At 66.5% G+C, this 22,142-nt stretch carries 16 protein-coding genes, 2 tRNA genes, 1 pseudogene and 1 riboswitch; of the genes and pseudogenes, 5 read left to right on the forward strand and 14 right to left on the reverse strand.

The window, feature by feature from the left end; genetic code table 11:
- A pseudogene (locus IEW85_RS13725) lies at window positions 1-127 on the forward strand (integrase core domain-containing protein); the annotation flags it as partial.
- A 335-nt stretch (window positions 128-462) separates the two neighbouring features.
- Here the strand turns inward: IEW85_RS13725 and IEW85_RS13730 are convergent.
- The 9 genes from IEW85_RS13730 to IEW85_RS13770 all read right to left on the reverse strand — a co-directional run bounded on the left by IEW85_RS13730 (window position 463) and on the right by IEW85_RS13770 (window position 12,051).
- Entirely contained in the window at window positions 463-1,104 is a 642-nt protein-coding gene (locus IEW85_RS13730) for a hypothetical protein (protein WP_188686900.1), read from the reverse strand.
- A gap of 68 nt (window positions 1,105-1,172) precedes the next feature.
- Window positions 1,173-3,368 carry an alpha/beta hydrolase gene (locus IEW85_RS13735; RefSeq protein WP_188686904.1) on the reverse strand — a complete coding sequence of 732 codons (2,196 nt, stop codon included), beginning with the start codon at window positions 3,366-3,368 and terminating at the stop codon, window positions 1,173-1,175.
- Between the two features lie 128 nt (window positions 3,369-3,496).
- Complete coding sequence (gene uraD, locus IEW85_RS13740) at window positions 3,497-3,991, reverse strand: 2-oxo-4-hydroxy-4-carboxy-5-ureidoimidazoline decarboxylase (protein WP_188686906.1); 495 nt, start codon at window positions 3,989-3,991, stop codon at window positions 3,497-3,499.
- Entirely contained in the window at window positions 3,988-5,763 is a 1,776-nt protein-coding gene (locus IEW85_RS13745) for an AtzH-like domain-containing protein (RefSeq protein ID WP_229659053.1), read from the reverse strand. The genes uraD and IEW85_RS13745 overlap by 4 nt, the downstream gene beginning before the upstream one ends.
- Window positions 5,760-6,845 carry an acetamidase/formamidase family protein gene (locus tag IEW85_RS13750; protein WP_188686909.1) on the reverse strand — a complete coding sequence of 362 codons (1,086 nt, stop codon included), beginning with the start codon at window positions 6,843-6,845 and terminating at the stop codon, window positions 5,760-5,762. Before IEW85_RS13750 ends, IEW85_RS13745 begins: the two co-directional genes overlap by 4 nt.
- A gap of 134 nt (window positions 6,846-6,979) precedes the next feature.
- Complete coding sequence (gene metX, locus IEW85_RS13755) at window positions 6,980-8,116, reverse strand: homoserine O-acetyltransferase MetX (protein ID WP_188686912.1); 1,137 nt, start codon at window positions 8,114-8,116, stop codon at window positions 6,980-6,982.
- Window positions 8,113-9,534 (reverse strand): O-acetylhomoserine aminocarboxypropyltransferase/cysteine synthase family protein, encoded by a 1,422-nt coding sequence (locus IEW85_RS13760; protein ID WP_188686914.1) that lies wholly within the window; start codon window positions 9,532-9,534, stop codon window positions 8,113-8,115. Before IEW85_RS13760 ends, metX begins: the two co-directional genes overlap by 4 nt.
- 17 nt (window positions 9,535-9,551) lie before the next feature.
- Window positions 9,552-9,668: riboswitch (SAM riboswitch) on the reverse strand.
- Window positions 9,669-9,743: 75 nt separating this feature from the next.
- Window positions 9,744-10,661 carry a tRNA glutamyl-Q(34) synthetase GluQRS gene (gene gluQRS, locus IEW85_RS13765; protein ID WP_188686917.1) on the reverse strand — a complete coding sequence of 306 codons (918 nt, stop codon included), beginning with the start codon at window positions 10,659-10,661 and terminating at the stop codon, window positions 9,744-9,746.
- Between the two features lie 10 nt (window positions 10,662-10,671).
- The gene (locus tag IEW85_RS13770; RefSeq protein ID WP_188686919.1) at window positions 10,672-12,051 is read right to left on the reverse strand and encodes an MFS transporter; all 1,380 of its coding nucleotides are present in this window, start codon (window positions 12,049-12,051) and stop codon (window positions 10,672-10,674) included.
- A 53-nt stretch (window positions 12,052-12,104) separates the two neighbouring features.
- Between IEW85_RS13770 and IEW85_RS13775 the strand changes: the two genes are divergently transcribed.
- Window positions 12,105-12,881: an enoyl-CoA hydratase gene (locus IEW85_RS13775; RefSeq protein ID WP_188686922.1), complete on the forward strand. Its 777-nt coding sequence runs from the start codon at window positions 12,105-12,107 to the stop codon at window positions 12,879-12,881.
- 50 nt (window positions 12,882-12,931) lie between these two features.
- On the opposite strand, the gene IEW85_RS13780 is transcribed toward IEW85_RS13775, so the two are convergent.
- Window positions 12,932-14,866, reverse strand: a complete 1,935-nt coding sequence (locus IEW85_RS13780; protein WP_188686925.1) for an FAD/NAD(P)-binding protein — start codon at window positions 14,864-14,866, stop codon at window positions 12,932-12,934.
- A 163-nt stretch (window positions 14,867-15,029) separates the two neighbouring features.
- Between IEW85_RS13780 and IEW85_RS13785 the strand changes: the two genes are divergently transcribed.
- Window positions 15,030-15,121: transfer RNA gene (locus IEW85_RS13785), tRNA-Ser, on the forward strand.
- 63 nt (window positions 15,122-15,184) lie between these two features.
- Here IEW85_RS13785 and IEW85_RS13790 read toward each other — a convergent pair.
- On the reverse strand, window positions 15,185-15,703 hold the full coding sequence (locus IEW85_RS13790; RefSeq protein ID WP_188686928.1) for a hypothetical protein: 519 nt from the start codon (window positions 15,701-15,703) through the stop codon (window positions 15,185-15,187).
- 210 nt (window positions 15,704-15,913) lie between these two features.
- On the opposite strand from IEW85_RS13790, the gene IEW85_RS13795 reads away from it, so the two are divergent.
- Window positions 15,914-15,998 (forward strand) — tRNA-Ser (locus tag IEW85_RS13795).
- 63 nt (window positions 15,999-16,061) lie between these two features.
- Here the strand turns inward: IEW85_RS13795 and IEW85_RS13800 are convergent.
- Window positions 16,062-16,742 carry an O-methyltransferase gene (locus IEW85_RS13800; protein WP_188686931.1) on the reverse strand — a complete coding sequence of 227 codons (681 nt, stop codon included), beginning with the start codon at window positions 16,740-16,742 and terminating at the stop codon, window positions 16,062-16,064.
- Between the two features lie 123 nt (window positions 16,743-16,865).
- Between IEW85_RS13800 and IEW85_RS13805 the strand changes: the two genes are divergently transcribed.
- Window positions 16,866-19,772, forward strand: a complete 2,907-nt coding sequence (locus IEW85_RS13805; RefSeq protein WP_188686934.1) for a DNA polymerase III subunit gamma and tau — start codon at window positions 16,866-16,868, stop codon at window positions 19,770-19,772.
- Between the two features lie 94 nt (window positions 19,773-19,866).
- Here IEW85_RS13805 and IEW85_RS13810 read toward each other — a convergent pair whose 3' ends face one another.
- On the reverse strand, window positions 19,867-21,012 hold the full coding sequence (locus IEW85_RS13810) for a benzoate/H(+) symporter BenE family transporter (RefSeq protein ID WP_229659054.1): 1,146 nt from the start codon (window positions 21,010-21,012) through the stop codon (window positions 19,867-19,869).
- A gap of 163 nt (window positions 21,013-21,175) precedes the next feature.
- Entirely contained in the window at window positions 21,176-21,847 is a 672-nt protein-coding gene (locus tag IEW85_RS13815; RefSeq protein WP_188686942.1) for a DinB family protein, read from the reverse strand.
- Between the last annotated feature and the right edge of the window lie 295 nt (window positions 21,848-22,142).

A 22,142-nucleotide genomic window follows, 5' to 3' on the forward strand; every position in this document is an offset into this window, starting at 1 on the left:
CGAGTCAGCCCGTGAAGCCTCCTACGAGGCCTTCCTCCACGAATACAATCACCACCGACCCCACACCGCTATCGGAGGTCTGGTTCCCTCAGCCCGCGTTCACAACCTCACGGGGAAGTACATCTAGGTCAGATTGCCCAGATATCCCTGTCGGGCAGGACGTAGTGTGAGGGTCACCGCTGGCTCCGAAATCAGCCTGATCGCTCACCTCCACCATCGCAGGAAATGATTCCTCCAGATCAGACGCTCCTGCGTCGAAATCCTCGGCGCTGATCGATGGCCGCGAGAAGTCTAAGTACACCAAGACCCAAGTTCCCACCAACGCCGCGAGGCACCAATACAGCACCGGGACACGCGCCAGCGCGGAGTGAACGCGACTGTCCGAGCTGCTCATACGTCACCCTTTCTACCCGCTCCGGCCGCTTCACGGACAGACCGAGCCCTCAGAGCGCCACTCAGCTCTCAGCCAGAATTACCCGCCCAGCTATAGTCGATGAACGGAGGGAGACCCAGCGAGTAATCACCAGTACTTCGGGAGCTATCCGTGTGACGCACGCAGTCACCGCTGACCCGGATGTGCACCGCGTGAGCATCTACATCTTCAAAGTAATTGTGCTCCACGAAAGCCTGTGTGACATAGCCCTCATCCCACTCCCGACTATATTCAGTCGTCGACAACACTTCAGACCGTCCTGAGTCACGGAGATCTCGCTGCTCAATCATGGACCATCCATAATCGGTGGTCCACGAACTTTCGATTTCGCCAAGAAGCTCCTCAGCCATACCCTCATCCTCCAGCTCAGCAACCACCTCCGCGCGCAAGGAAGTTTCTTCAGGATCCCCATGCCCGGAAAGTCCTGTCGGACATTCATACTCATGTAGGTCCTCATAAGCCCTGAATTCAGCCGCCTCGTCAACTTGAAGCATCTCGGGAAACTCCGCTTCGAGCCCAGAAGCTACTTGAGCGAACTCATCTTCACCCATGCGCGACGACGATAGGTAAACAAGGAACCCAACAACAATCACAGACGCGCCGACGAAACCTAGCACCCATTTAGGAATCGAGGCGATTGCCCCCTTGGCGCGATGGGTCGCTCCAGTCATTCGCTACCACACCTCCCGTCGACACAAATTCATCTCGCCCCCCTCCTTATAGATTACCCCTAAAGCACCTACCCTCTAGCGTATTCACTGACATCAACGGGATCCACGATCTCTTCCGCGAGCATAATCTCGATAGCCTCAATCTTCGTACTGACTGGAGGCAAGTCTGATCCAATCACGTCATACTCCCTGACGTAATAGTCAGCTCCCTCTTCCGGCTGAACTGCTCTAATCTCTACATGCTCTTCAAAAATCTCATCATCTACATACGGCGCTACTTCGCCTTCTCCAGCAGACGCTCTCTGGATAGCCTCTAAAGACTCAGAATCAGAGGTAAAGTAAGAGCCGTGGCCGCCACCCTTCTTATTGATATAGCCTCCGCTGTTCTCCAACAGCTCACCATTCTCATCAACTCCAGACTCAAGGCGAACGACATCGAGATCGCCCATGAGGTCATGGAACGTGACCCCTTCTGGAAGATGACTCATATAAGGCATGTCGATGAGCCCCTCATCTCTCCTAGGATCAACCACATCTGACCGTGTTTCTACCCAGTAGATCTCAACGTCTTCATTCGCCAGATCGTCCCGTGATTCAATATTCTGGCCAAAGCCAACGGGCCCCATGATCGTTATGGCATCTGCTTGAACACCATAGTTTTCACCAGTGTCGCTGTTCGTCAGCGCTTCTTCCTCAGCCGCTGTTCCAATAACAGACGCGGCAAAGCTGTGGGCATCGTAGCTCGTCCGCACGTTCTCTTGGTCAATCTCCATGTTGACGGCGTAATCAAAGGCGGCCAACGACTCTGCCCCTTCGTCCACCATATCCAGAAGTTCATCGTCGCTTGCTGTTACGTTGTCCAGAACACCCGGCGGAGTGTCCATGCCCTGCCAGTAGATCGCCGCAGTATCATCAGGCACTCCCTCTGAGCCAATCCCTGCAGCACTCTTTGTCCGACCCAACCCAGTACCCAAAGTAGTCAGGTCGCTCTCACTTCCAGGGACGTTAGTATGCAGATGCTCGGTTTCACCGTCAAGACTTCCATACAACCCGGCAAATTGACCCGCATCCTCGGTGTCCAAATAGATCACCTGGAAATCCTGCGTACGCATCTCTTCAGCTGCAGTCTCGAGAGCATTGAGTTCCTCCTGAACTGACTCCCGTTGCTGCCGCACCTCTCGCGCTTCTGACTGCTGCCTAGGATTGTTCAGCTCCCTATGCTCTTCGTTGAGCTCTTCCACCTCACGCTCGTGGTGAACGATCTGTCCCTGCAGGTGAACTGCGTTCGCCCTCCCCCGGTCCTCTAGTTTCACACCATTCATGTTGCCGAAGACCGCGGGGAACATCATGAGCAATGCCCACTGCTCCTCGTCTTCCAACGAATTCCACGTCTCAGCGATAGCGTCTATGGTCGCTGGATCGTTCTGATCCTGCTGCGACAGCCCATAGAGATCCTCGGCCCCCTCCGGAAGCTGGTCCTCACTGGTCAGCTCGTTCTCCGCCAGCTCCGCAGCCAGCTCTGGGTTCTGAGCAGCCCAATCAGCCCAGCTCATGTCATCATTGCCCTCGATCTCTTCGGCAATCTCCTGAACCTCTTCCAGCGACAGTTCCCCACTCGTCGCTGTCGCGACCACCGAACCCAGGTCGAACTCAGAGCTGAATGTGCCGACAGGCGTCGCTACACCGCCAGGGCCGGTGGCATAGACCTCTGGAATATCTTCGTTCACTCCGCTGGAGGACTGGAGGGCGATCAGGTCACCCTCGATACGAGACTCCAAGCTCCGCCAGTCAGAGTTGAAAGTCAGAACCTCACTGTTGTGCTGGGCGATATCTTCGCGCAGGAGCTCCTCAGCAGCTGCCGTCTCCTCATCATCGACAGTGGGTGAAGAGAGATCGATCTCGGAAAAAGTCAGACGGACCTGCAGCGCCCTGGCTTGTGCCTTCAGCTCTTCACATCGCGCTTGAAGGGGACGTCCTTCCTCTACGAAGTCCTGCAGAGCCGAACCTGCCGATTCCATGGTCTCGGCCCAATCCTCAACTGTGGATGGGACATCGTCCATGGCCGACCACACCACGTCCTGAGTCGACGGCTGTTGATACGCAGTCTGCAGTCCCGTCCAGGTACCACCCACATCGGATGCCGAATCAGCAACTGCACGTGCCGAAGACTTCAGCCCTGATGCCGAAGAGTCCAAGTCATCCCAGGGGACATCCACCTCAGTGGGGAACAGAATATTGTTCGTCTGGGTACCTTCGTAGATCATCAAACCTCACACTGCCCTCAGCGCGAGGAACCGGGGCCGACCTCGCGCCCTTATGTTCACGTCGTGGCCCAACGTACATCACCACTGTGCGGAACAGAACAACCTGAGGTTTCGTGCGCGTTACCTACTCAGCTCTCCACGGACTCCTTCAGCCGCAGCAGGGCGATCTCGGCCAGCTGGCCGCGCCGGACCTCGTTCTCGGTCTCCGGGGAGTTCTCCAGCCGCTGGTGCAGCTGCTCCAGCATCTCCTCGGAGCTGCGGCCCTTGGCGCGGATCAGGAAGATGCGGTCGAACTTCTCCTCATAGGCCACATTGGCCTGCACCCACTCCTGACGGGCCTTCTCGTCCTCTGACAGGTTCCCCTGCTCGCTGCGTGAGGCCTGCGCCTCAGCACCGCTGCCCTGGACCTTCTCCCCGATCCGCGGGTGGTGCGCCAGCGCCGCATCCACCTCCTGATCGGCCCATCCGGCGGCCAGCTCCTCCGCCGTCTCCAGCAGCTCCTGCTGGGAGCCGAAGGGCCGTCGAGCCAGCAGCGCCGCCCGCCAGGAGGCGATGGGCGCGCAGGTGTGCAGCAGCTCTCCCGCGGTCTCCGCTTCGGCGCTGTTGAACTCCTCGAGCTTCATCGCTGACCAGCTCCCGCGACCTCGGCGCCCACCAGCTCGGCGGCATAGCGGATCAGTGCCTTATCGCTGCCGGAGGGGCCCACCAGGCTCAGGCCCACCGGCAGTCCCGGACGTCCCTCGGAGCCCTCCGTGCGCAGCGGCACGCTGACCACCGGCAGTCCGGCCAGGCCGGCCACGCAGGTCAGCATCAGGGTCCGCTGCCGCTGAGCCTCGATCAGCTCACCGCCGGCGGAAGCCTCCCGGATCAGCGGAGCCGCAGAGGACGCCGAGGGCAGCGCCAACACACCCTCGCCGACCCAGCCGCGCACCTTCTCACGCACCTGAGCGATCAGCTCGCGGGCCCGCACCTCGTCATCGGCACTGAAGCTCTCCGCGCGGCGGAAGCGGGCCGCCACATCGGGAGCCAGCTGCTCCCAGTGCTCGGCCACCCACTCGCCGTGGTTGGTCCAGGCCTCCCGGCCCTGCACTGTGCTGAAGGCGGTCACCCACTGCCCCAGCGTCTCCTCGTCCAGGGCCACGTCCAGCTGGGTGGCCTCGGCGGCGGCGCTGCGCACCGCCTGGGCCACCTCCGGATCGGCCAGGTCGGTCAGCTGCGGGATCGCCTTGAGCTCGCCCAGAGCGCGCGACGCCGGCCAGGCCACCGGCCCCTTGGGCACGATCAGCCGCGGACTGGTGCTGGCCATCCCGCCCATCGCCGAGGGCACAGAGGCCGCGGCGGCCGCCACCTCGGTCTCGGGGATCAGCACCTCGGCGGCATCGGCCAGAGCCTGCGGGGTCCGGGTCATCCATCCGACGGTGTCGAAGCTGTCGGCCAGCGGCAGCAGGCCCTCACGGCTCACCAGATCATGGGTGGTCCGGATGCCCCACAGGCCCTGATAGGCCGAGGGCACGCGGATGGACCCGCCGGTGTCCGTGCCGAGCCCGATGCTCGCATGCCCCAGAGCCACGGCCGAGGCCGAGCCGGAGCTGGACCCGCCGCTGATCCGCCGCGGCGCACGCGGGTTCGGCGGGGTTCCGTAGTGGGTGTTGGTGCCGGCCAGGCTGTAGGCGAACTCGTCGGTGGCCGCCAGACCGGTGATCTCAGCACCGGCCTCCAGCAGCGTCTCCACGGCGGGCGCCGTCGCCTCCTGCACCTGGGCCTCAGCCAGATAGGCCGGGGACCCGGCACCCACCCGCTGTCCGGCCACGGAGAAGAGATCCTTGACCGCCACCGTGTGACCGGCCAGCGCGCCTTGCTCCTTCGCCTCCGCCGCAGCGGGCACCAACGGTGCGCCCAGCACGCGCCAGACCCTGCGGTCGAAGACGGGCGGGGCCACCATCACATGGGCCACGGAGCACTGCCAGCCCTGGTGGCCGGCGTCGGGGTTGTCAGATCTGGTCCACACCTGGGTCTGCTGGCCGCGCCCTGTGGAGGCGCCGGAGGCATCCACCAGCTCGGTGATCGCCACGGTGGAGGCGTGATCGGAGCCCAGCGCACGCACATGCAGCTCCACGATCCGCCGCTTGGGCGCACCTCCGCGAGCGCCGCGGAATCCGGTGATCTCCTCGTGGGAGACCATCAGCCCGGAGGCGTCGCCGCGCAGCGTCTGCTCCCCCGGGGCGAAGAGACCGGCCATGGCCTCCAGGTCATCGGACATCAGCGCCTGCTCATAGGCCCAGAAGGCCTCGGCCACCTGGGGCAGATCATCGCCCTGGGCGACGGGCCGCCGGTACTGCGGGACTCCGTCCTGATCGAAGGTCACCTGCTGGTCGTCGGAGAGATGAGCGTTCACCGGACCCCCTTGAAGTCCTCGAGCTTCACCCGCGCATGGACACCTTTGACGATATCCACCACCTGGGAGATGTTGAAGTCTGTGGCGGCCGAGAGATACGCGTAGGCGTGCTCGGCGTCCAGTCCCCAGCGGGCCTGCAGCAGGGCGATCGCGTTGCGCACACAGTTCTGCACCGCCACGTCCAGATCCTCATCCATACCGGTGGGGATCAGGTGGTCGCTGGTCTCGGCGATGGGGCCCAGCTGGTCGCCGAAGCTGTTCAGCGCCTCCTCGCGGGCCACCACGTCGAAGCTGAGGTGACCGCGCAGGCTGGCTTCCATGGCGGTCAGCGCCACCTCGCCGTCGCCCTGGGCGAAGTGCGGATCACCGGCGAAGGCCAGCGCACCGGGCACCTGGACCGGAATGTAGAGGGAGGCGCCCTCGGTGAGCATCTTGATGTCGATGTTGCCGCCGTGGCTGCCCGGAGGCACCGAATGCGGGCGGTCCTCGCCGTCCACGGCCACGCCCATCGTGCCGAAGAAGGGAGCGAGGTCGAAGCTGACGGTGCGCTCAGCGCCGGCGAAGGGAGCGATGGTCCCCTTGGCCGCTCCCTGGGCCTCGTCCACTGCGGCGAAGACGGAGACGTTCTGACCCCCACGCGGGAACTCCTGGGGCAGGGCGCCCTTGCCGTGCCGGTTGGAGATCACGCCGTAGGGCACACGGCGCTCCAGCCTGTGCACGGTGATCTTCAGGAAGTCGCCGGGCCGGGCATCCTCCACGTAGATCGGGCCGGTGTTGACATGCGGACCGTCCTGGGCCGGGTGGCGCGGATAGTCGCTTCCGGCCAGCGCGACGGCGTCGGTGAGCACCTGCTCCTCCTCCACTCCGTGCCGGGCGAAGTAGGCGCGCGGATCCCGCCCCTGGTCCTCCAGGATCCCCTCATGGGAGAGGGTGTCGATCACGACCTCCTCCCCCGGTGAGATGCGCAGCACCGGGTCATCGGCGACGCAGGGCAGGCGTCCCCACAGGACGTTGCCGTCGGTGGCGGGAAGGTAGGTGGCACCTTCAGGGACATGGTCACCGGGCTGGAGGATTCTGGTCATAGGCTTCAGTGTTACAGCACCGTGTTACGCCAAAGTGACAGGGATCTCTCCAGCGTCACAGAGAAGTTCCCTGGTCAGGCCGCAGGAGCCGCCGACAGAGGCACCAGTCCGCCAACCACAGCCAGCCGGCCTCCTCAAAGCCCCAGAGTGCTGCGCATCTGGTCCGCCAGCTGATCCGGGCTGGTCAGGAATCCGTCATGCCCGATGGGCGAGGAGATCATATGCGCCTCATGCTCGCCGGGCAGAAGCTCGGCGATCTCGCGGGACTGCTCCGGGAAGTAGAGCCGGTCGCTGTCCACCGCCGCCAGGAAGGGCACTGCGCTGACCCGCTGCAGCGCCTGCTCCGCTCCCCCGCGCCCGCGGCCGACGTCGTGGCTCATCAGCGCCTCGGTCAGCACGATGTAGGCGTTGGGGTCGAACCGCGAAGACAGCTTGGCCGCCTGATGATCCAGGTAGGACTCCACCTGGTAGCGCCCACGGCGCCGCGCGGACCAGCCGAAGGGATCCTCCTCACCCTGAGCCTCCCGGCCGAACCGCACCGACATCTCGGTCTCCGTGCGGTAGGTGATGTGGGCGATCCGCCGGGCGAGCCCCAGGCCGGCCTCCGGCGGCTGGCCGTCGTAGTAGTCGCCGCCGTCGAAATGTGGGTCATTCTCGATGGCTTTGATCTGCGCCTGGCCGAAGGCGATCTGCTCAGCCGTGGCCGCAGCACCGCAGGCGAAGACGGCGACGCCGCCCACCCGCTCCGGGTAGGTGGCCGCCCATTCCAGCGCACGCGCCCCACCCATGGAGCCGCCGATGACGGTGTGGAATTTGGAGATCCCCAGCTGATCGGCCAGCCGAGCCTCCAGATGCACCGAGTCCCGGATGGTCACGAACGGGAACCGGGAGCCCCAGGGCTCACCCTCCGGATCCGGAGAGGCCGGACCGGTGGAGCCGTAGCAGCCGCCCACCATGGCCGGTGCGATGACGAACCAGCGCTCCGGGTCGATGGGGCGGCCCGCTCCGAGCAGGCTGTCCCACCAGCCGCTGCCGGGGTCGGCCTCTGTGGCGGCCACATGGGTGTCCCCGGTCAGCGCATGGGCCACCAGGATGGCGTTGTCCCCGGCCTCGTTGAGGGTGCCCCAGGTCTCGAAAGCGATCTCCACCTGGGGCAGGAACCCGCCGGTCTCGAAGGTGTAGGCCCCCACATCGACGATCTGGAGGGCACCGGTGGGGCGGTGCCCGAAGTCGTTCGCCGGGGCGGCGGCACAGGGGGCCTGAAGTGTCATCGAGTGGGTGCTCCTGTCGCCAGAGCCGCCGGGGCGGCCGCAGCGGACACCGGCTGCGGAGCGCTCTGTGCCACGGCGTCCAGAGCCTGCTGGAGGTCGGCGATGATGTCGTCGAGGTGCTCGATCCCCACCGAGAGGCGCACCATACCCGGCTTCACACCGGCGGCCTTCTGGTCCTCCGGGGTGAGCTGGCGGTGGGTGGTGGAGGCCGGGTGGATGGCCAGCGAGCGCACATCGCCCACATTGGCCACCAGGGAGTGCAGCTGCAGCGCGTCCACCACAGCCTGACCGTTGGCGGCCTGGGCTGCGGAGTCCTCACCGTGGACTTCGAAGGACAGCACTGCGCCCACACCGTCGGGCAGGTACTTCAGGGCGTGCTCATAGCAGGGGCTTTCGGGCAGGCCGGAGTAGAAGACCTGCCGCACCGCCGGGTGGTCCTGCAGGAAGTGGGCCACCGCGGTGGCATTGTGCACGTGGCGCTCCACGCGCAGACTCAGCGTCTCCAGGCCCAGGTTGATCTCGAAGGCGTTGTGCGGGGACAGGCTGGGGCCCAGGTCCCGCAGCAGCTGCACCCGTGCTTTCAGGATGAAGGACAGGTTGACCCCGAAGATGCCCTCCGGACCCAGGTCCTTGCCGAAGACCAGACCGTGGTAGCTCTCATCCGGGGTGTTGAAGCCCGGGAACCGGTCTGGGTGCTGGGAGTAGTCGAAGGTGCCGGCGTCGACGATGACCCCAGCGATGGCCGTGCCGTGGCCTCCCAGGAACTTCGTGGCCGAGTGGACCACCACATCGGCTCCGAACTCGATGGGCCGGCTCAGATACGGGGTGGCCAGGGTGTTGTCCACCACCAGCGGGACGCCGACCTCATGGGCGGCTGAGGCCACGCTCTCCACGTCCAGCACATCGGTGCGTGGGTTGGCCACCGTCTCGGCGAAGAAGGCCGCGGTGTTGGGCTGCACGGCCGCCAACCAGGAGGCGACGTCGTCGGGGTCCTCCACGAAGGTGACCTCGATGCCCAGTTTGGGCAACGTGTGCTTGAAGAGGTTCTGCGTGCCGCCGTAGAGCGACGGCGAGGCGACGATGTGCCCCCCGCCCTCAGCCAGGTTCAGCAGCGCCAGCGAGGTGGCCGCCTGCCCCGAACCGACGGCCAGAGCCCCGACGCCGCCCTCCAGGGCAGCGACCTTGTCCTCCACGGCCTGGACCGTGGGGTTACCGATGCGGGAGTAGATGGGGGCGATCTCCTCCAGCCCGAAGCGCCGGGCGGCGGCCTCGGCGTCGGGGAAGACGAAGGAAGTGGTCTGCTGGATGGGCAGGGCCCGGGCGCCGGTGACGGGGTCCGGTGTGACGCCGGCGTGGATCTGCCGGGTCTCGAACTGGGCCGACTGGATGTCCAAGGTGGGTTCTGTCGATGAGGCCATCGAAATACACTCCGTGAAACTCGCGCTTGCCCGGCGGCGTCATCCGCCGGACCTGGTCGTCACCCGGGGCACCCCACCGCGAAGTGGAGGGTTGCCGGCCAGCAAACCGGGGTTTCGCACTGGCACTCTTGACCTGTGTGTAAGTCTGCCTGCGCACTGTGAAAAGGGCAAGTCATCATTACGCGACGTGTAATCCATCTGCGGGATCCTCACCGAGGCGGCAGCGCTGTCTCCTGAAAGGTCCACGGACCCCGCGGCAGATCCTCCACCGCGAAGGCATCCAGCGCCTGCTCCAGCGGGCCCTGCGGCAGACCCAGCGAGTCCAGCAGCAGGTCCCGGACGGCCTCGGGACCGATCCCCTGCTCCTGCAGCTGAGCCAGGGTGACCGCCCCGTCGCGCTTGGCCAGCCGCTTGCCCTCAGTGTTCAGCACCAGCGGCACGTGCAGGTACTCCACCGCGGAGCGCGCCGGGACCCCGTAGAGCAGCTGCCGCAGATAGGCCTGCCGCGGCGCTGAGGAGGCCAGATCGTCCCCGCGCAGCACCTGGTCCACGCCGGTCAGATGATCATCGACCACCACGGCCAGGTTGTAGGCCGCGGTGCCGTCGTTGCGGATCAGCACCAGGTCATCCACGACGCCGTCCACGCGGCCCAGCAGCCGGTCCTCCACACTCTGATCCCGGTCCTCATCCGGGACGCGCAGGCGCAGCGCCGGCGGACGCTGCTCCCGACGCCGGCCGCGCTCCTGCTCGCTCAGCTCACGACAGGTCCCCGGATAGGCGCCCGGTGGAGCATGGGGTGCCCGAGCGGCCTCCTGGATCTCCCGGCGGGTGCAGAAGCACTCGTAGACCAGGCCCTGGAGGCGGAGGCCGGCGACGGCGTCGTCGTAGATCTGATGGCGCTGGGACTGCCAGAGGACCTCGGCGTCGAAGGTGATGCTCAGAGACTCCAGGTCGACCCGCTGGCGCTCGGCCGAGCCTTGGACGGTGCGGCCGGCGTCGAGGTCCTCATAGCGCAGCAGCAGCTGACGGTCCTCGGCGCGGGCGGCCAACCAGGAGAGCAGGGCGGTGCGCAGATTCCCCAGGTGCAGATCGCCTGAGGGGCTCGGTGCGTAGCGTCCTGCGGACATGATCAGCGGCTCACTTCACCGGCACGTACTCATCGGTGCCGAGGGTGCTGTCAGCGGCTGAGGGAGTGTCAGCCTCCAGGTCGATGCCCTGCAGCGATGTGGGCACCAGGGAGACGGCGATCAGCGAGATCAGCGACAGTCCGGAGAGGTAGAGACCGATCATCCAGCCTTCGCCGGTGGCGTCGTAGATGGCCTGAGCGATGGTGGCGGCGAAGGCACCGCCCATGATGGAGCCGAAGGCGTAGCCGATGGACACCCCGGAGAAGCGGACGTTGGCCGGGAACATCTCCGCATAGAGGGCCGACTGCGGGCCATAGGAGGGGCCCAGTCCGATGGTCAGCACGAAGACCGCCACTGCGAAGAGCAGCAGCGAGCCGGTGTCGATCAGGAACCACATGGGGATGCACCAGAGGATCAGGATCCCGAAGCCGATCTGGTAGGTCAGCACGCGGCCGATCCGGTCGCTGATCCAACCGCCGAAGTAGGTGAAGATGAACCAGCCGACTGCGCCCACCAAGGAGGCGATCAGCGTCTCCGTGCTGGAGAATCCCACTGCGTTGGAGGCGTAGGAGGCGAAGAAGACGATGATCATGTAGCCCGCGGCGTTGTTGGCCGAGAAGATCAGGGCGGTGAGGAAGACGTTCTTCTTATGGGTGGTCAGCAGCTCCTTCAGCGGGGCCGAGGACTCCTTCTTCCGCTGCTTCATCTCCTCGAAGACCGGGGACTCCTCCACGCGGCGCCGGATCAGGTAGGCGATGATGATCAGCACGAAGGAGAACAGGAAGGGCACGCGCCAGCCCCATTCGAGGAACTGCTCCTCGGTCAGTGCCGCGCGCAGGCCGAACATGGAGGTGGCCGCCATGAACATGCCGATGGGCACGCCGATCTGCGGGTACATGCCGAAGAGGCCGCGCTTATGGCGCGGGGCGTGCTCCACGGCCAGCAGAGCCGCGCCGCCCCATTCGCCGCCGGCGGACAGGCCCTGCAGGATGCGCAGGACCACCAGCAGGATCGGTGCGGCGATGCCCCAGGCCGCGTAGGTGGGCAGCAGGCCGATGAGCACTGTGGCCCCGCCCATGCCCAGCAGAGTCAGGACCAGGACGAGTTTCCGCCCGTAGCGGTCCCCCAGCCAGCCGGCCAGGATGGCGCCCAGCGGGCGGAAGAGGAAGGAGATGCCGATGGAGGCCCAGGCCACCAGCTGGGCCAGGGTCTGGTTCTCCTCACCGAGAGGCTCGAAATACAGCACAGCGAGGACGAATCCTGCCGCTTGGGCATAGATGAAGAAGTCGTACCACTCGATGGTGGTGCCCACCAGTGTTCCGGCAAGGACCTTCTTCTCTTCACGGGTCTTCTGATGCCCCTCAGCACTGAGGAATGCCTGCTGCGTCATTCCGAAGATCCTACCTCTTGCCAGAGATCCCCCAGTCCGAGAGGATCAGGCATATGAGCGACTTCACGACGATCATCGTCTCCACCAACGAACGCATCGGAACGATCCAGCTGAACCGGCCGGAGGCGCTCAACGCGCTCAACGCCGAGCTGATGGATGAGGTGGTCCGGGCCGCCGTGGAGTTCGACGCCGACCCGGAGGTCGGTGCCATCCTCCTGACCGGCTCGGCGAAGGCCTTCGCCGCCGGCGCCGACATCAAGGAGATGGCCTCGAAGGACTTCGCCGAGATGTACAGCCGCGAGTGGTTCGGCCGCTGGGACGAGTTCGCCCGACTGCGCACCCCCATCGTGGCCGCAGTCTCCGGCTACGCCCTGGGCGGCGGCTGCGAGCTGGCCATGATGGCCGATCTGATCATCGCCGGCGAAGGCGCCACGTTCGGCCAGCCGGAGATCAACCTGGGCGTCATCCCCGGAATGGGCGGCTCTCAGCGGCTGACCCGTTCGGTGGGCAAGGCCAAAGCTATGGACATGGTGCTGACCGGCCGGCATATCGGGGCCGATGAGGCTGAGCGGATCGGCCTAGTCTCCCGGGTGGTGCCCGACGACCAGCTGCAGGCCGAGGCGGAGAAGGCTGCCGGGACCATCGCCTCGAAGTCCAAGCCGGCCTCACAGATGGCCAAGGAGGCCGTGTCAGCCGCCTTCGAGTCCCCGATGAACCAAGGCCTGCAGTTCGAACGCCGCCTCTTCCACGCGCTGTTCTCCACGGAGGACCAGTCCGAGGGCATGGCGGCCTTCTCCGAGAAGCGCAGCCCGGAGTGGAAGCACCGCTGAGCTGAGTTCTCCCGGCCCGCAGACCCTCGTTTTACCAACCACTTCTCAGATTACCCCTGCGGATCCGCAGGGGTAATCTGAGAAGTGGTTGGTAAAACAAGAGTGTGGGGTGAGAGGCCGAGGATTGCGCGGGCTGCGGCGTCGGCGTCAGCCAGTGAACGCGCGGAGCCGCGCGGACTTCCACCGGCCTCCGCGGCGATGGCCGTTCCCCACTGCACCGAGCTCAGCTGCAGCCCCAGCACATAGAGTCCCTCACAGACCTCCCCGTCCGCACCGATGAGCTGGTGCGGGGACGGAGTCACGTCGAAGCCCTTGCCGGCCCGCGGCGCACCCGAGGAGTCGATGAGCTCCTGCGGCCGTGCCAGCCCGTCCTTCAGCAGCCCGGCCACCAGCGGCGACTCCGAGAGCTGCACGCGGTTGGCCGGCATCATCGCCTCCAGCAAGTACCCGGCGCGGTAGGGCTCATCGGCCTCCACCCACGGGGACTCCGCGGTGAAGCGGCCGGTCTCCCGGTCCACGTCGAACACCGGATCCGGCCCCAGGAACTCCACGACGCCGGCCCGGGCGAGTGCCGCCAACTCCTCGACCCGCTGCGGCGGCGGCCCGCTGGCGACACCTTCCACCAGGGATTCGAACCAGGCCTCGACGTCGTCGATCCGGCTGGACTGGCCCACCCGGCCCTCGGAGATCAGCTCCTTGAGCTTCATCCGGGCCGCATGCAGTGCAGCGATGGCCATCTTCACCGGGCTGGCCGCGCCGGCCGCGGAAGTGACCGCATCCTCCACCAGATAGCTGAGCATGTGCTGCTGGTAGTCGTCATGAGAGGTGAAGGAGGCGCCGTCGAAGGGCCTGCCCAACGAACGGACGAACTTCTCCGCCTCCGGCAGACGCTCCGCAGGATGCTCGCGCTCCTGACCTGCCTGCGCCTCTGCGCCCTGCTCCCCCGGGCCCTCTGGATCCGAGGGTTCCAGGCGGTAGTAGGTGTGCAGGACGTCCTGCAGGATCAGCGGCCACAGGTGAGCACGGAAGTCCAGGAAGTCGTGACGGCGCTCGGCCTCATCGATGGCCTCGTCGGTGAAGTGCACCAGCTCGATCCCCTCCGGGATGAACCCGGGCGCGCTGGACTTAGCTCGATAGGGCGTCCCCCGCCGGGATCCGGCGATCAGCCGAGGCTCCCGCCCGGTGGGAACATATTCCAGACGCCGGCCGGGCTGGGCCTCCGACAGCTCCCGGAAGGTGCCGCCGCGCGCCACGGTCACCTGGATCATCAGGTCGAAGAAGTTCAGGCCCATCCCACGGACCAGCACGTTCTCCTCCTGGGGAAGGAGGTCATAGTCCACATCGGTGGGCACGGCCGGAGCCAGATAGTGCAGCCCCAGCTCCTGGGCGGCCTGGGCGAAGCGCTGTCCGGCATCGTTGAGCCGGGCCGGGATATGTCCCAGCGCGAGGACCACCGCATCGGCGCGCTGCTCCCCCTCAGGGGCGCTCAGCAGGTGTCCGCCGCCTTCGCGGACACAGCGGGTCACCTGAGTGCTGCGGTGCTCCACCACGACGCCGCAGGCCTCCAGCCCGGCGGTGACCTGCTGGTGGAGCCAGCGCAGGTAGGCGCCGTAGGTCGCGCGACTGGGGTAGTCGGCGTCGTCGGGTCTGCTCTGGTGGGTCTGCTCAGCAGAAGCCTGGCTGCGGCGCCACTGGGCGAAGCTGCAGGAGACCGAGGAGGCGGGCAGCTGCTCGCAGGTGGGCCCGTGGGGTGCGGCCGTGGGATAGGAGGCCGGGGTGTTCATCAGATACAGCGGGGACTGCTCCGGATTCCACACGCGGCCGGGCCCATGCGGGGCGGGATCGAAGACGATCACCCGCAGGGCTTGGTCAGCGCCGCTGCGGGGTGAGCGTTCGAGGTGGGCCAGCAGTCGGTCCAGGAAGGAGGTGCCGCGGGGTCCTGCCCCGACGACGGCGATGACAGTCTCCCCAGCCGGATGCGGCATCCTGATCCTCTCTGCGAGTTGGCTGCGGCGCCTTCGGCGACGCCGTCATGACAGCTTACTCATGCGGCCCAAGGCGGGTACGAGGATCCAGCTTTGAAACTTGGGCGGGCAAGACGGTAGCCTAGAGTGTCGCGTCGCAGTGGTTCGCCGCTGCGCCGCATTGGGAGGCGTGCCGGAGCGGCCGAACGGACTTCACTGCTAATGAAGGATCCTCTTAACCGGGGATCGGGGGTTCAAATCCCCCCGCCTCCGCCATCAGACCCCCGTCTGGCAAGGATCTCCCCGGCCAGGCGGGGGTCTTGCAGTCCAGGTCGGACTTCAGCGGCGTTGGCTGAGATCGACGACGTCGCGGTCGCCCACAGGTTCATCGAGCTCGACGTCGAGAGCGCCGAAGAATCCGTCAGCCGTGCATACATCCACACCGTCACGCATGCCGCTGATCACCGCGACAGCCACCTCGTCGTCAGTCTCCTCGACTTCGTACTGCAGCCCATAGCAGTTCGGGTTGCCCATGAAGACGTAGAACCGGAGGACATCGTCTTCGACCTCCTCATAGTCTCCCCACTCGAGGTAGTGCGGCGACGAGAGATCTTCGACGGGCTCCTGCACCTCACCCTGCGGCCAGTCCTCCTCAGGCGCTTCTTCAGCAGCCTCCTGATACATCTCTGCCCAATCCGTCTCGTCATGGGTCGGGGAGACCTCAGGCTCAGGCGACTCGGTGTCTGCCGCCTCCGGTGTGGACGTATCCGCGCCGGATTCGCCACAAGCGGTCACCAGAAGTGCACCTGCCCCGAAGACCCCGGCTGCTGTGCGGACGAGAATCTGTGATGTGCTCATCTCTCCACGGTACCGACGCCGCACAACATCCCAAAGGGCCAGAGTCACCCGCTCCTCTGAGGTCCGCGGAGACGATTCGAGCCGCAGCGGCCTGCGTGATACTGTCATTCCTCGTCGGAAGCGACGGACGCACGTCCCTCCGCATCCACTTTGGTGGCTGAGAATTATTCAGCTACGATTGACTCTGCTCTTCCAGCAGAGCACAACTGAGGAGGATTCGCCTAGCGGCCTATGGCGCACGCTTGGAACGCGTGTTGGGTTAACGCCCTCGGGGGTTCGAATCCCCCATCCTCCGCAGAAGGAAGGGCCCCGGTGAGAACACCGGGGCCCTTCGCTCATCCACTGCGAGGTCTGCCGCTCAGACGCTCCGGACCACCGCGAGGCTGAACCCGTCCCAGCCCTTGGCGCCTACGGTCTGCACCGCTGTCGCTTCCAGAGCCGAGTGCCCGCCCTGGGCTTCGAGGAAGGCCCAGATGCCTCGGATGTCGGGATCCTGGGAGTCGGCGTCGAGGATCTGACCGTCCCGGACCACGTTGTCGCCCACGATGACCGTACCGGGCCGCGCCATCTGCAGAGCCAGCTCCAGATAGCGGGCGTTGCCGGCCTTATCGGCGTCGAGGAAGATCAGATCGAAGGGCTCCGGACCCTCGGTGATGAGCTGCTCCAGGGAGTCCTCAGCCGCGCCCAGCCGGATCTGCACGCGCTCGGCGACGCCGGCATCCTCCAGGTTGGCGTGGGCCACCTCGGCATGGCGGGGCTCGTACTCGCAGGTGATGACCTGTCCCTGCTCCCCCACGGCTCGGGCCATCCAGATGGTGGAGAAGCCGGCCAGGGTGCCGACCTCCAGCGCCCGGCGGGCTCCGGAGATCTCAGCCAGCAGGGCCAGCATCTTTCCATGCGCGGCCGAGACCTCGATCCGCGGCATGCCGGCTTCATCCGCGCGACGCCGGACGCGGTCGAAGACCTCATCCTGCTGGACCACGGTCTTCTCCAGATAAGCGTCCACGGCGGTCCACTGCTGCTCATTCGGGTTAGTCATGGCCTCAGCCTATGGACGCCCCGCGGCACTGGGAAGGGCCGGGGCGGGCGAGTTCGGCCGGCTCTCCACAGATGGTCGAACGGCGAATGCATCGTGTCAGTGCCACGCGGTAAGGTCTAGGACGTGAGCACCGCCCTCTATCGCCGCTACCGCCCGGACACCTTCTCCGATGTCATCGGGCAGGAGCATGTCACCGCCCCGCTGATCACTGCGCTGGGCAAGGATGCGGTCTCACATGCCTACCTCTTCTCCGGTCCGCGCGGCTGCGGCAAGACCACCTCAGCCCGCATCCTGGCCCGCTGCCTGAACTGCGAGCAGGGCCCCACCGGGCACCCCTGCGGCCAGTGCGAGTCCTGCCGGGACCTGGCCACCGGCGGGTCGGGATCGCTGGACGTCATCGAGATCGACGCCGCCAGCCACGGCGGTGTGGACGATGCCCGCGATCTGCGCGAACGCGCCACCTTCGCCCCGGTCCGCGACCGCTACAAGATCTTCATCATCGATGAGGCTCATATGGTCACCGCGGCCGGCTTCAACGCGCTGCTGAAGATCGTCGAAGAGCCCCCGGCGCACATCAAGTTCATCTTCGCGACCACGGAGCCGGACAAGGTCATCGGCACCATCCGCTCCCGCACCCACCACTACCCCTTCCGGCTGGTCCCGCCGGAGCCGCTGCTGGAGTACCTGCAGAAGCTCTGCGAGCAGGAGAGCGTCCCGGTGGCCCCCGGCGTGCTCTCCCTGGTGATCCGTGCCGGCGGCGGATCTGTCCGCGACACCCTCTCGGTGCTGGATCAGCTGATCGCCGGCTCCGAGGACACCGGCATCGACTACGACCGTGCCACCGCACTGCTGGGCTTCACCCACACCACTCTGCTGGACGACGTCGTGGACTCAGTGGCCGCGCTGGACGGCTCAACCGCCTTCGGCGTGGTGGACCGCGTGGTCCAGTCCGGGCAGGATCCGCGGCGGTTCGTGGAGGATCTGCTGGAGCGGCTGCGCGACCTGATCATCGTGAAGTCCGTGCCCGACTCCCCCGGCGCCATCCTGCGCGGAGTCCCAGAGGACCAGATCCGGCGCATGCAGGAGCAGGCCTCCACAGTGGGCGCCGCCGAGCTCTCCCGCGCGGCCGACATCACCGCTCAGGCGCTGACCGATATGGTCGGCGCCACCTCGCCGCGGCTGCACCTGGAGCTGCTCATGGCGCGACTTCTGCTGCCCCATGCCGAGCAGGGCCACGCCAGCCTGGCCGCCCGTCTGGAACGCCTTGAGCGCCGCGTGGACTTCGTCTCCGGCGCAGGCGTCACCCCAGCAGACGAGCACCCGACGCCGGCTGCGGCTGCCGCGCCCGCCGCTGAGCAGCCTGCGGCTGCTGAACGCCCGGCACCCGCCCAGGAGCCCGCGCCCCGGCAGAGCGAGCCTGAAGCTCCGGCTCAGCCTTCTGCCCCAGCGCCCGCGGCGGCTCCGGCTCAGCCGCAGGAGTCTGCCCCGGCCCCGGCCGCCTCTGCCCCGCAGTCCGGCGCCCCCTCACAGGAGCCGGCCGACGATTGGGCCATGCCCGGTGTCCCGCGTGAGCCCGGAGCCGCTCCGGCGTCGAACCCGGCAGATGAGTGGGCCGCCCCCGGTGTGGACCGCCAGCCCACGCAGCAGGATGCTGCCCAGCCCAAGGCACCCCAGCCTGCCGGTGGAGCTCCGCCATCTGGAGGGTCCAAGGTCCAAATGATGCAGCGGGCGTGGCCGGACATCGTGGACACGCTCAAGGGTCACTCCCGCATGCTGTGGATGCTGGTCAAGGGCAACGTCTCAGTGGGCGGCTTCGACGGCCAGACCCTCACCCTGGCTTTCAGCAACGACGGAGCCCGCAACACCTTCGCCAACCGCAACGGCGACCAGGCCCTGAACGCGGCCATCCAACAGGTTCTCGGAATGCAGGTCAGCTTTGACCTGGTCACTGGAGGTGCTCCCCCGGCAGATGATGGTGGGGCCCCAAAAGCTGAGGCGGGCCCAGCCCGCACTCCGGATCCGGCCCCCGCAGCGGCACCCGAAGCTCCTGAGCCTGCCGCCCCGGCCCCCGAGCCTTCTGTCGCCGAATCGCCTGAATCCGCAGCCTCGCCTGCCGCCACGGCCCCAGCCGCAGCGGCAGAGCCCTCAGCACCAGCGGCCTCTCCCGCGGAGTCTGCCCCGGCGGCCCCTGCCCCGGAACCTGACGGCGCTCCTGCCTGGGTGACCGAGGAGGAGGCTCCTGATCCGGTGGAGCCTGAGCCTGAGGATCCTCCGCAGCCGCCCTCTCCGCATCCTGCCTGGAACGGCGAGCCCAGCCGCGACCCGGCCGGAGTCACCGACTCCGACGATGCCCCGGAGGAGAAGGACCCCTTCTACGAGGCCTCCCAGGCTGGACCGTCTGCTCCTCCGGCAGCCCAGGAGCCGCCGGAGGATCTGCACCCGGGCTCCTGGGAGGATCCCTACGCGCAGGGTCCCGGTCCGTATTCGGGCAACGGCACGCCGCAGTCGAGCCCAGCCCAGCAGTCGAGCCCAGCACCTCACCCGAGTACCCAGGAGCCGGCCCCGGAGGCCTATAAGCCTCTGGAGGAGAAGCCCAAGGTGCCGGTGTTCGCTCGGAAGTCCGTAGGCGCGCCGCCGGCGTCGTCGGGTGGTCCCTCCAGCGCTGCCTCCGGGCAGAGCGAGACCTCCCAGAGCGCCGCCAGCCCCTCCGCCCCGGCCAACAGCCGGCTGGCCGAGATCAAGCAGCGGATGGCTCAGCGCCGTGCGAATGCGGGCGTCGCCCATGACACTCCCCCGCCGGATCCGATGTATGACCAGGGACCGCCGCCGGATCTGGATCAGGCCGGCCCGGCCGGCCAGGCGCCGAGTGCCCCGGTCCCCGGACCGCAGGGCGGCGCTCCTGCACCGGAGGTGGAGGAGGTTCCCAGCGACGATGACATCGCCGTGGAGGAGTCCAGCGTCTTCGGACGCAGGGCTCTGGAGCGCCTGCTGGGCGCCACCCTCATCGAGGAGCGTCGCCTGGACGCATAGCCCGACCAACCAGCTGCATGGCCTGCGGATGTGGCCGCCATCCTGGTCGCGTACTTGGCCAGAGAGTCACTTTCGCCCCTCCCCGGCTGGCCGCTCACCGATGGTCCTGAGGTTCGAGCAGCCGGGAGACCGCGTATCCGATGACGACGCCCCAGAAGGCGGCGTGGATGTTCAAGGGGTCGAACCCCGCCACAGTCACCAGAAATGTCGTGAGCGCCCCAAACGTGAAGCCCGAGGAGAAGCTGGTGACGAATGCTGCCCGCAGTGGGGCGAGCATGGCCAAGCCACCCAGAGCCAGGATGAAGGCTTCCGGCGCTCCCAGCATGAACTGTGTGACCAGCGGAGCGAACAGCGCGACGCCGAAGCAGAGGAAGGCATAGACGATCGCCGCCGAATACTGCCGCTGACGTTCGCCGGTCGCCGTCAGCAGCGCATTGGTCGGCCCGGTCAGGCACGCCGAGACACCTCCGAACGTGGCGTTGACCAGCGACATGACCCCTGAAGCCACTGCCGATGAGTTCACCGGCGGCTCGTGCCCGGCACTGCGCAGCACTGCGGCCCCCTGCCCGTTCTGGACGACCAGAACGGTCAGCACCAGCGGAACCACCAGCTCGAGCTGCGCCGCCCAGGTGAATTCGGGGCTGGCGATCACCGGCCGCACCACGAACGGACCGTCCCCGGCGACGTCGAATCGCCCGACCACCCACACCACGATCAGACCGATGATCATCGCCCCGAGCACGGGCGGGAAGAGCCGGGACAGGGATGGCACCATGGACAGACCCACGAAGACCACGATCATGGGGACCACCACCCACGGATCAGACCGCCCCTCCCGGATGATGTCCAGCCCGAAGTCGAGGAACACTGCGGCGACCATCGCCATCACCACCGGCTGAGGCACCGCGCCCATGACTCGTCGGACCAGTCCACTCATTCCGAGAGCAAGCGTGACCATCCCGGCGGTGAAGAAGGCACCGACCACCTCTGGGAACGACAGGTGCTGCAATGAGGGGCCCAGCAGCACTGTGCCGGGGATGGAGAAGGCGAATCCCAGAGGCCGACGGTAGATCAGGGACATCACCAGAGTCGCCGCACCGCCGGACAGGAAGATCGCGAAGACCCAGGAGGCCAGCTGGGCACCGGTGAGGCCGCCGGCCAGGCCGACCGACATCGTCACCGCCACCGGGCCGGTGATCCCGAAGACCAGCCCAGCCACCGCGTTCAGGAAGGAGGCCACGCTGACGTCCCTTCGGAAGTCGCGCAGACTCGGCGGCCGCACGCCGGGCCTCTCGAACAGCGGCTCCCTCACGTTCGTCGCGTCATCATCAGACGCCTGCGGCGTCAGACGTTCGGCCACAGTGGCCCTCCCTCAAAGCCGATCCGCAGACGGTGCTGCACCATCACGTCCATCGAGCGAGCCTCGGCAGCTCGGGCAGCGCTGAGGAAGAGCTCAGGGCTCTCCCATCGCCCCATGCCATCCACTGCACGAACTCCTCCCGGTCGCCCGAGATGTGTTGCCCGCCCGTGCCGATGTCCCACCGGTCGCCCTCCTCGGTCTCCAGCACCAGCGCCGGGACAGTGTTGGTGCTGCCCAACCTGCGGATCAGGGCTTCGAGCGCGTCCAGCACGGAATCGGGGTCAGCCTCTTCGATGCTCCATGCCGTGCCCAACGCGTCATGGCTGAGGATCACCTCAGCGACCCGCTGCGGGACGACTTCCCCTGGCCGGAGCTGCAGACCTCGATAGTCGAGGACCGTGTCCTCCGGGAGGGAGGTGAGATGGGCCGCCGCCGCGAAGAAAGCCAGATGGGCCCTCCGATATCGGCTGCGGATGTCATCCTCGGGCTCCGACTCCCAGGCGGCCGCCCAGGGCAGCCCGAGACGGTCAGCAATCAGCTCGGCCAGTTCGAAACCTCCGTCGACCACACGCGAAAGCACGGTCTGGCGAGTATTGCCATCGGCGACCGTGGCCTCCATGAGGTCGTCAGCGAGCATGTGGATCACCGTATCCATCATCTCGGTCTCACGGCCCAGCCGGGACAAGTCGGAGTAGAGCTGCTGAATGCGTTCCATGGAGCAGAGTCCTTTCAACGGTGGCAACCGGTCGGCAGCGACGCCGGATCCGTGGCGTGGACGCTCACGCATCCGGTCGATCAAGGTCAGCCGCGGTGGGAAGGGTCCCTCGACAGGCTAGGGCCGCAGCTGTGACTGACGACACGTGCATCCCCCCAGGAAGCGCCCCCTAGGTGTAATGCCCCGGAACGTTGTGAACAGGTGACGTAAAGAGGAGACCTCCGGTATCGATGTGGGTAATCACACTCACAAGTCGATAAACCGGAGGTCTCCATGACTCACCGTAATGCCCCGA

This window comes from Nesterenkonia cremea, from assembly GCF_014642675.1.
In the GTDB taxonomy this organism is placed as follows: domain Bacteria; phylum Actinomycetota; class Actinomycetes; order Actinomycetales; family Micrococcaceae; genus Nesterenkonia; species Nesterenkonia cremea.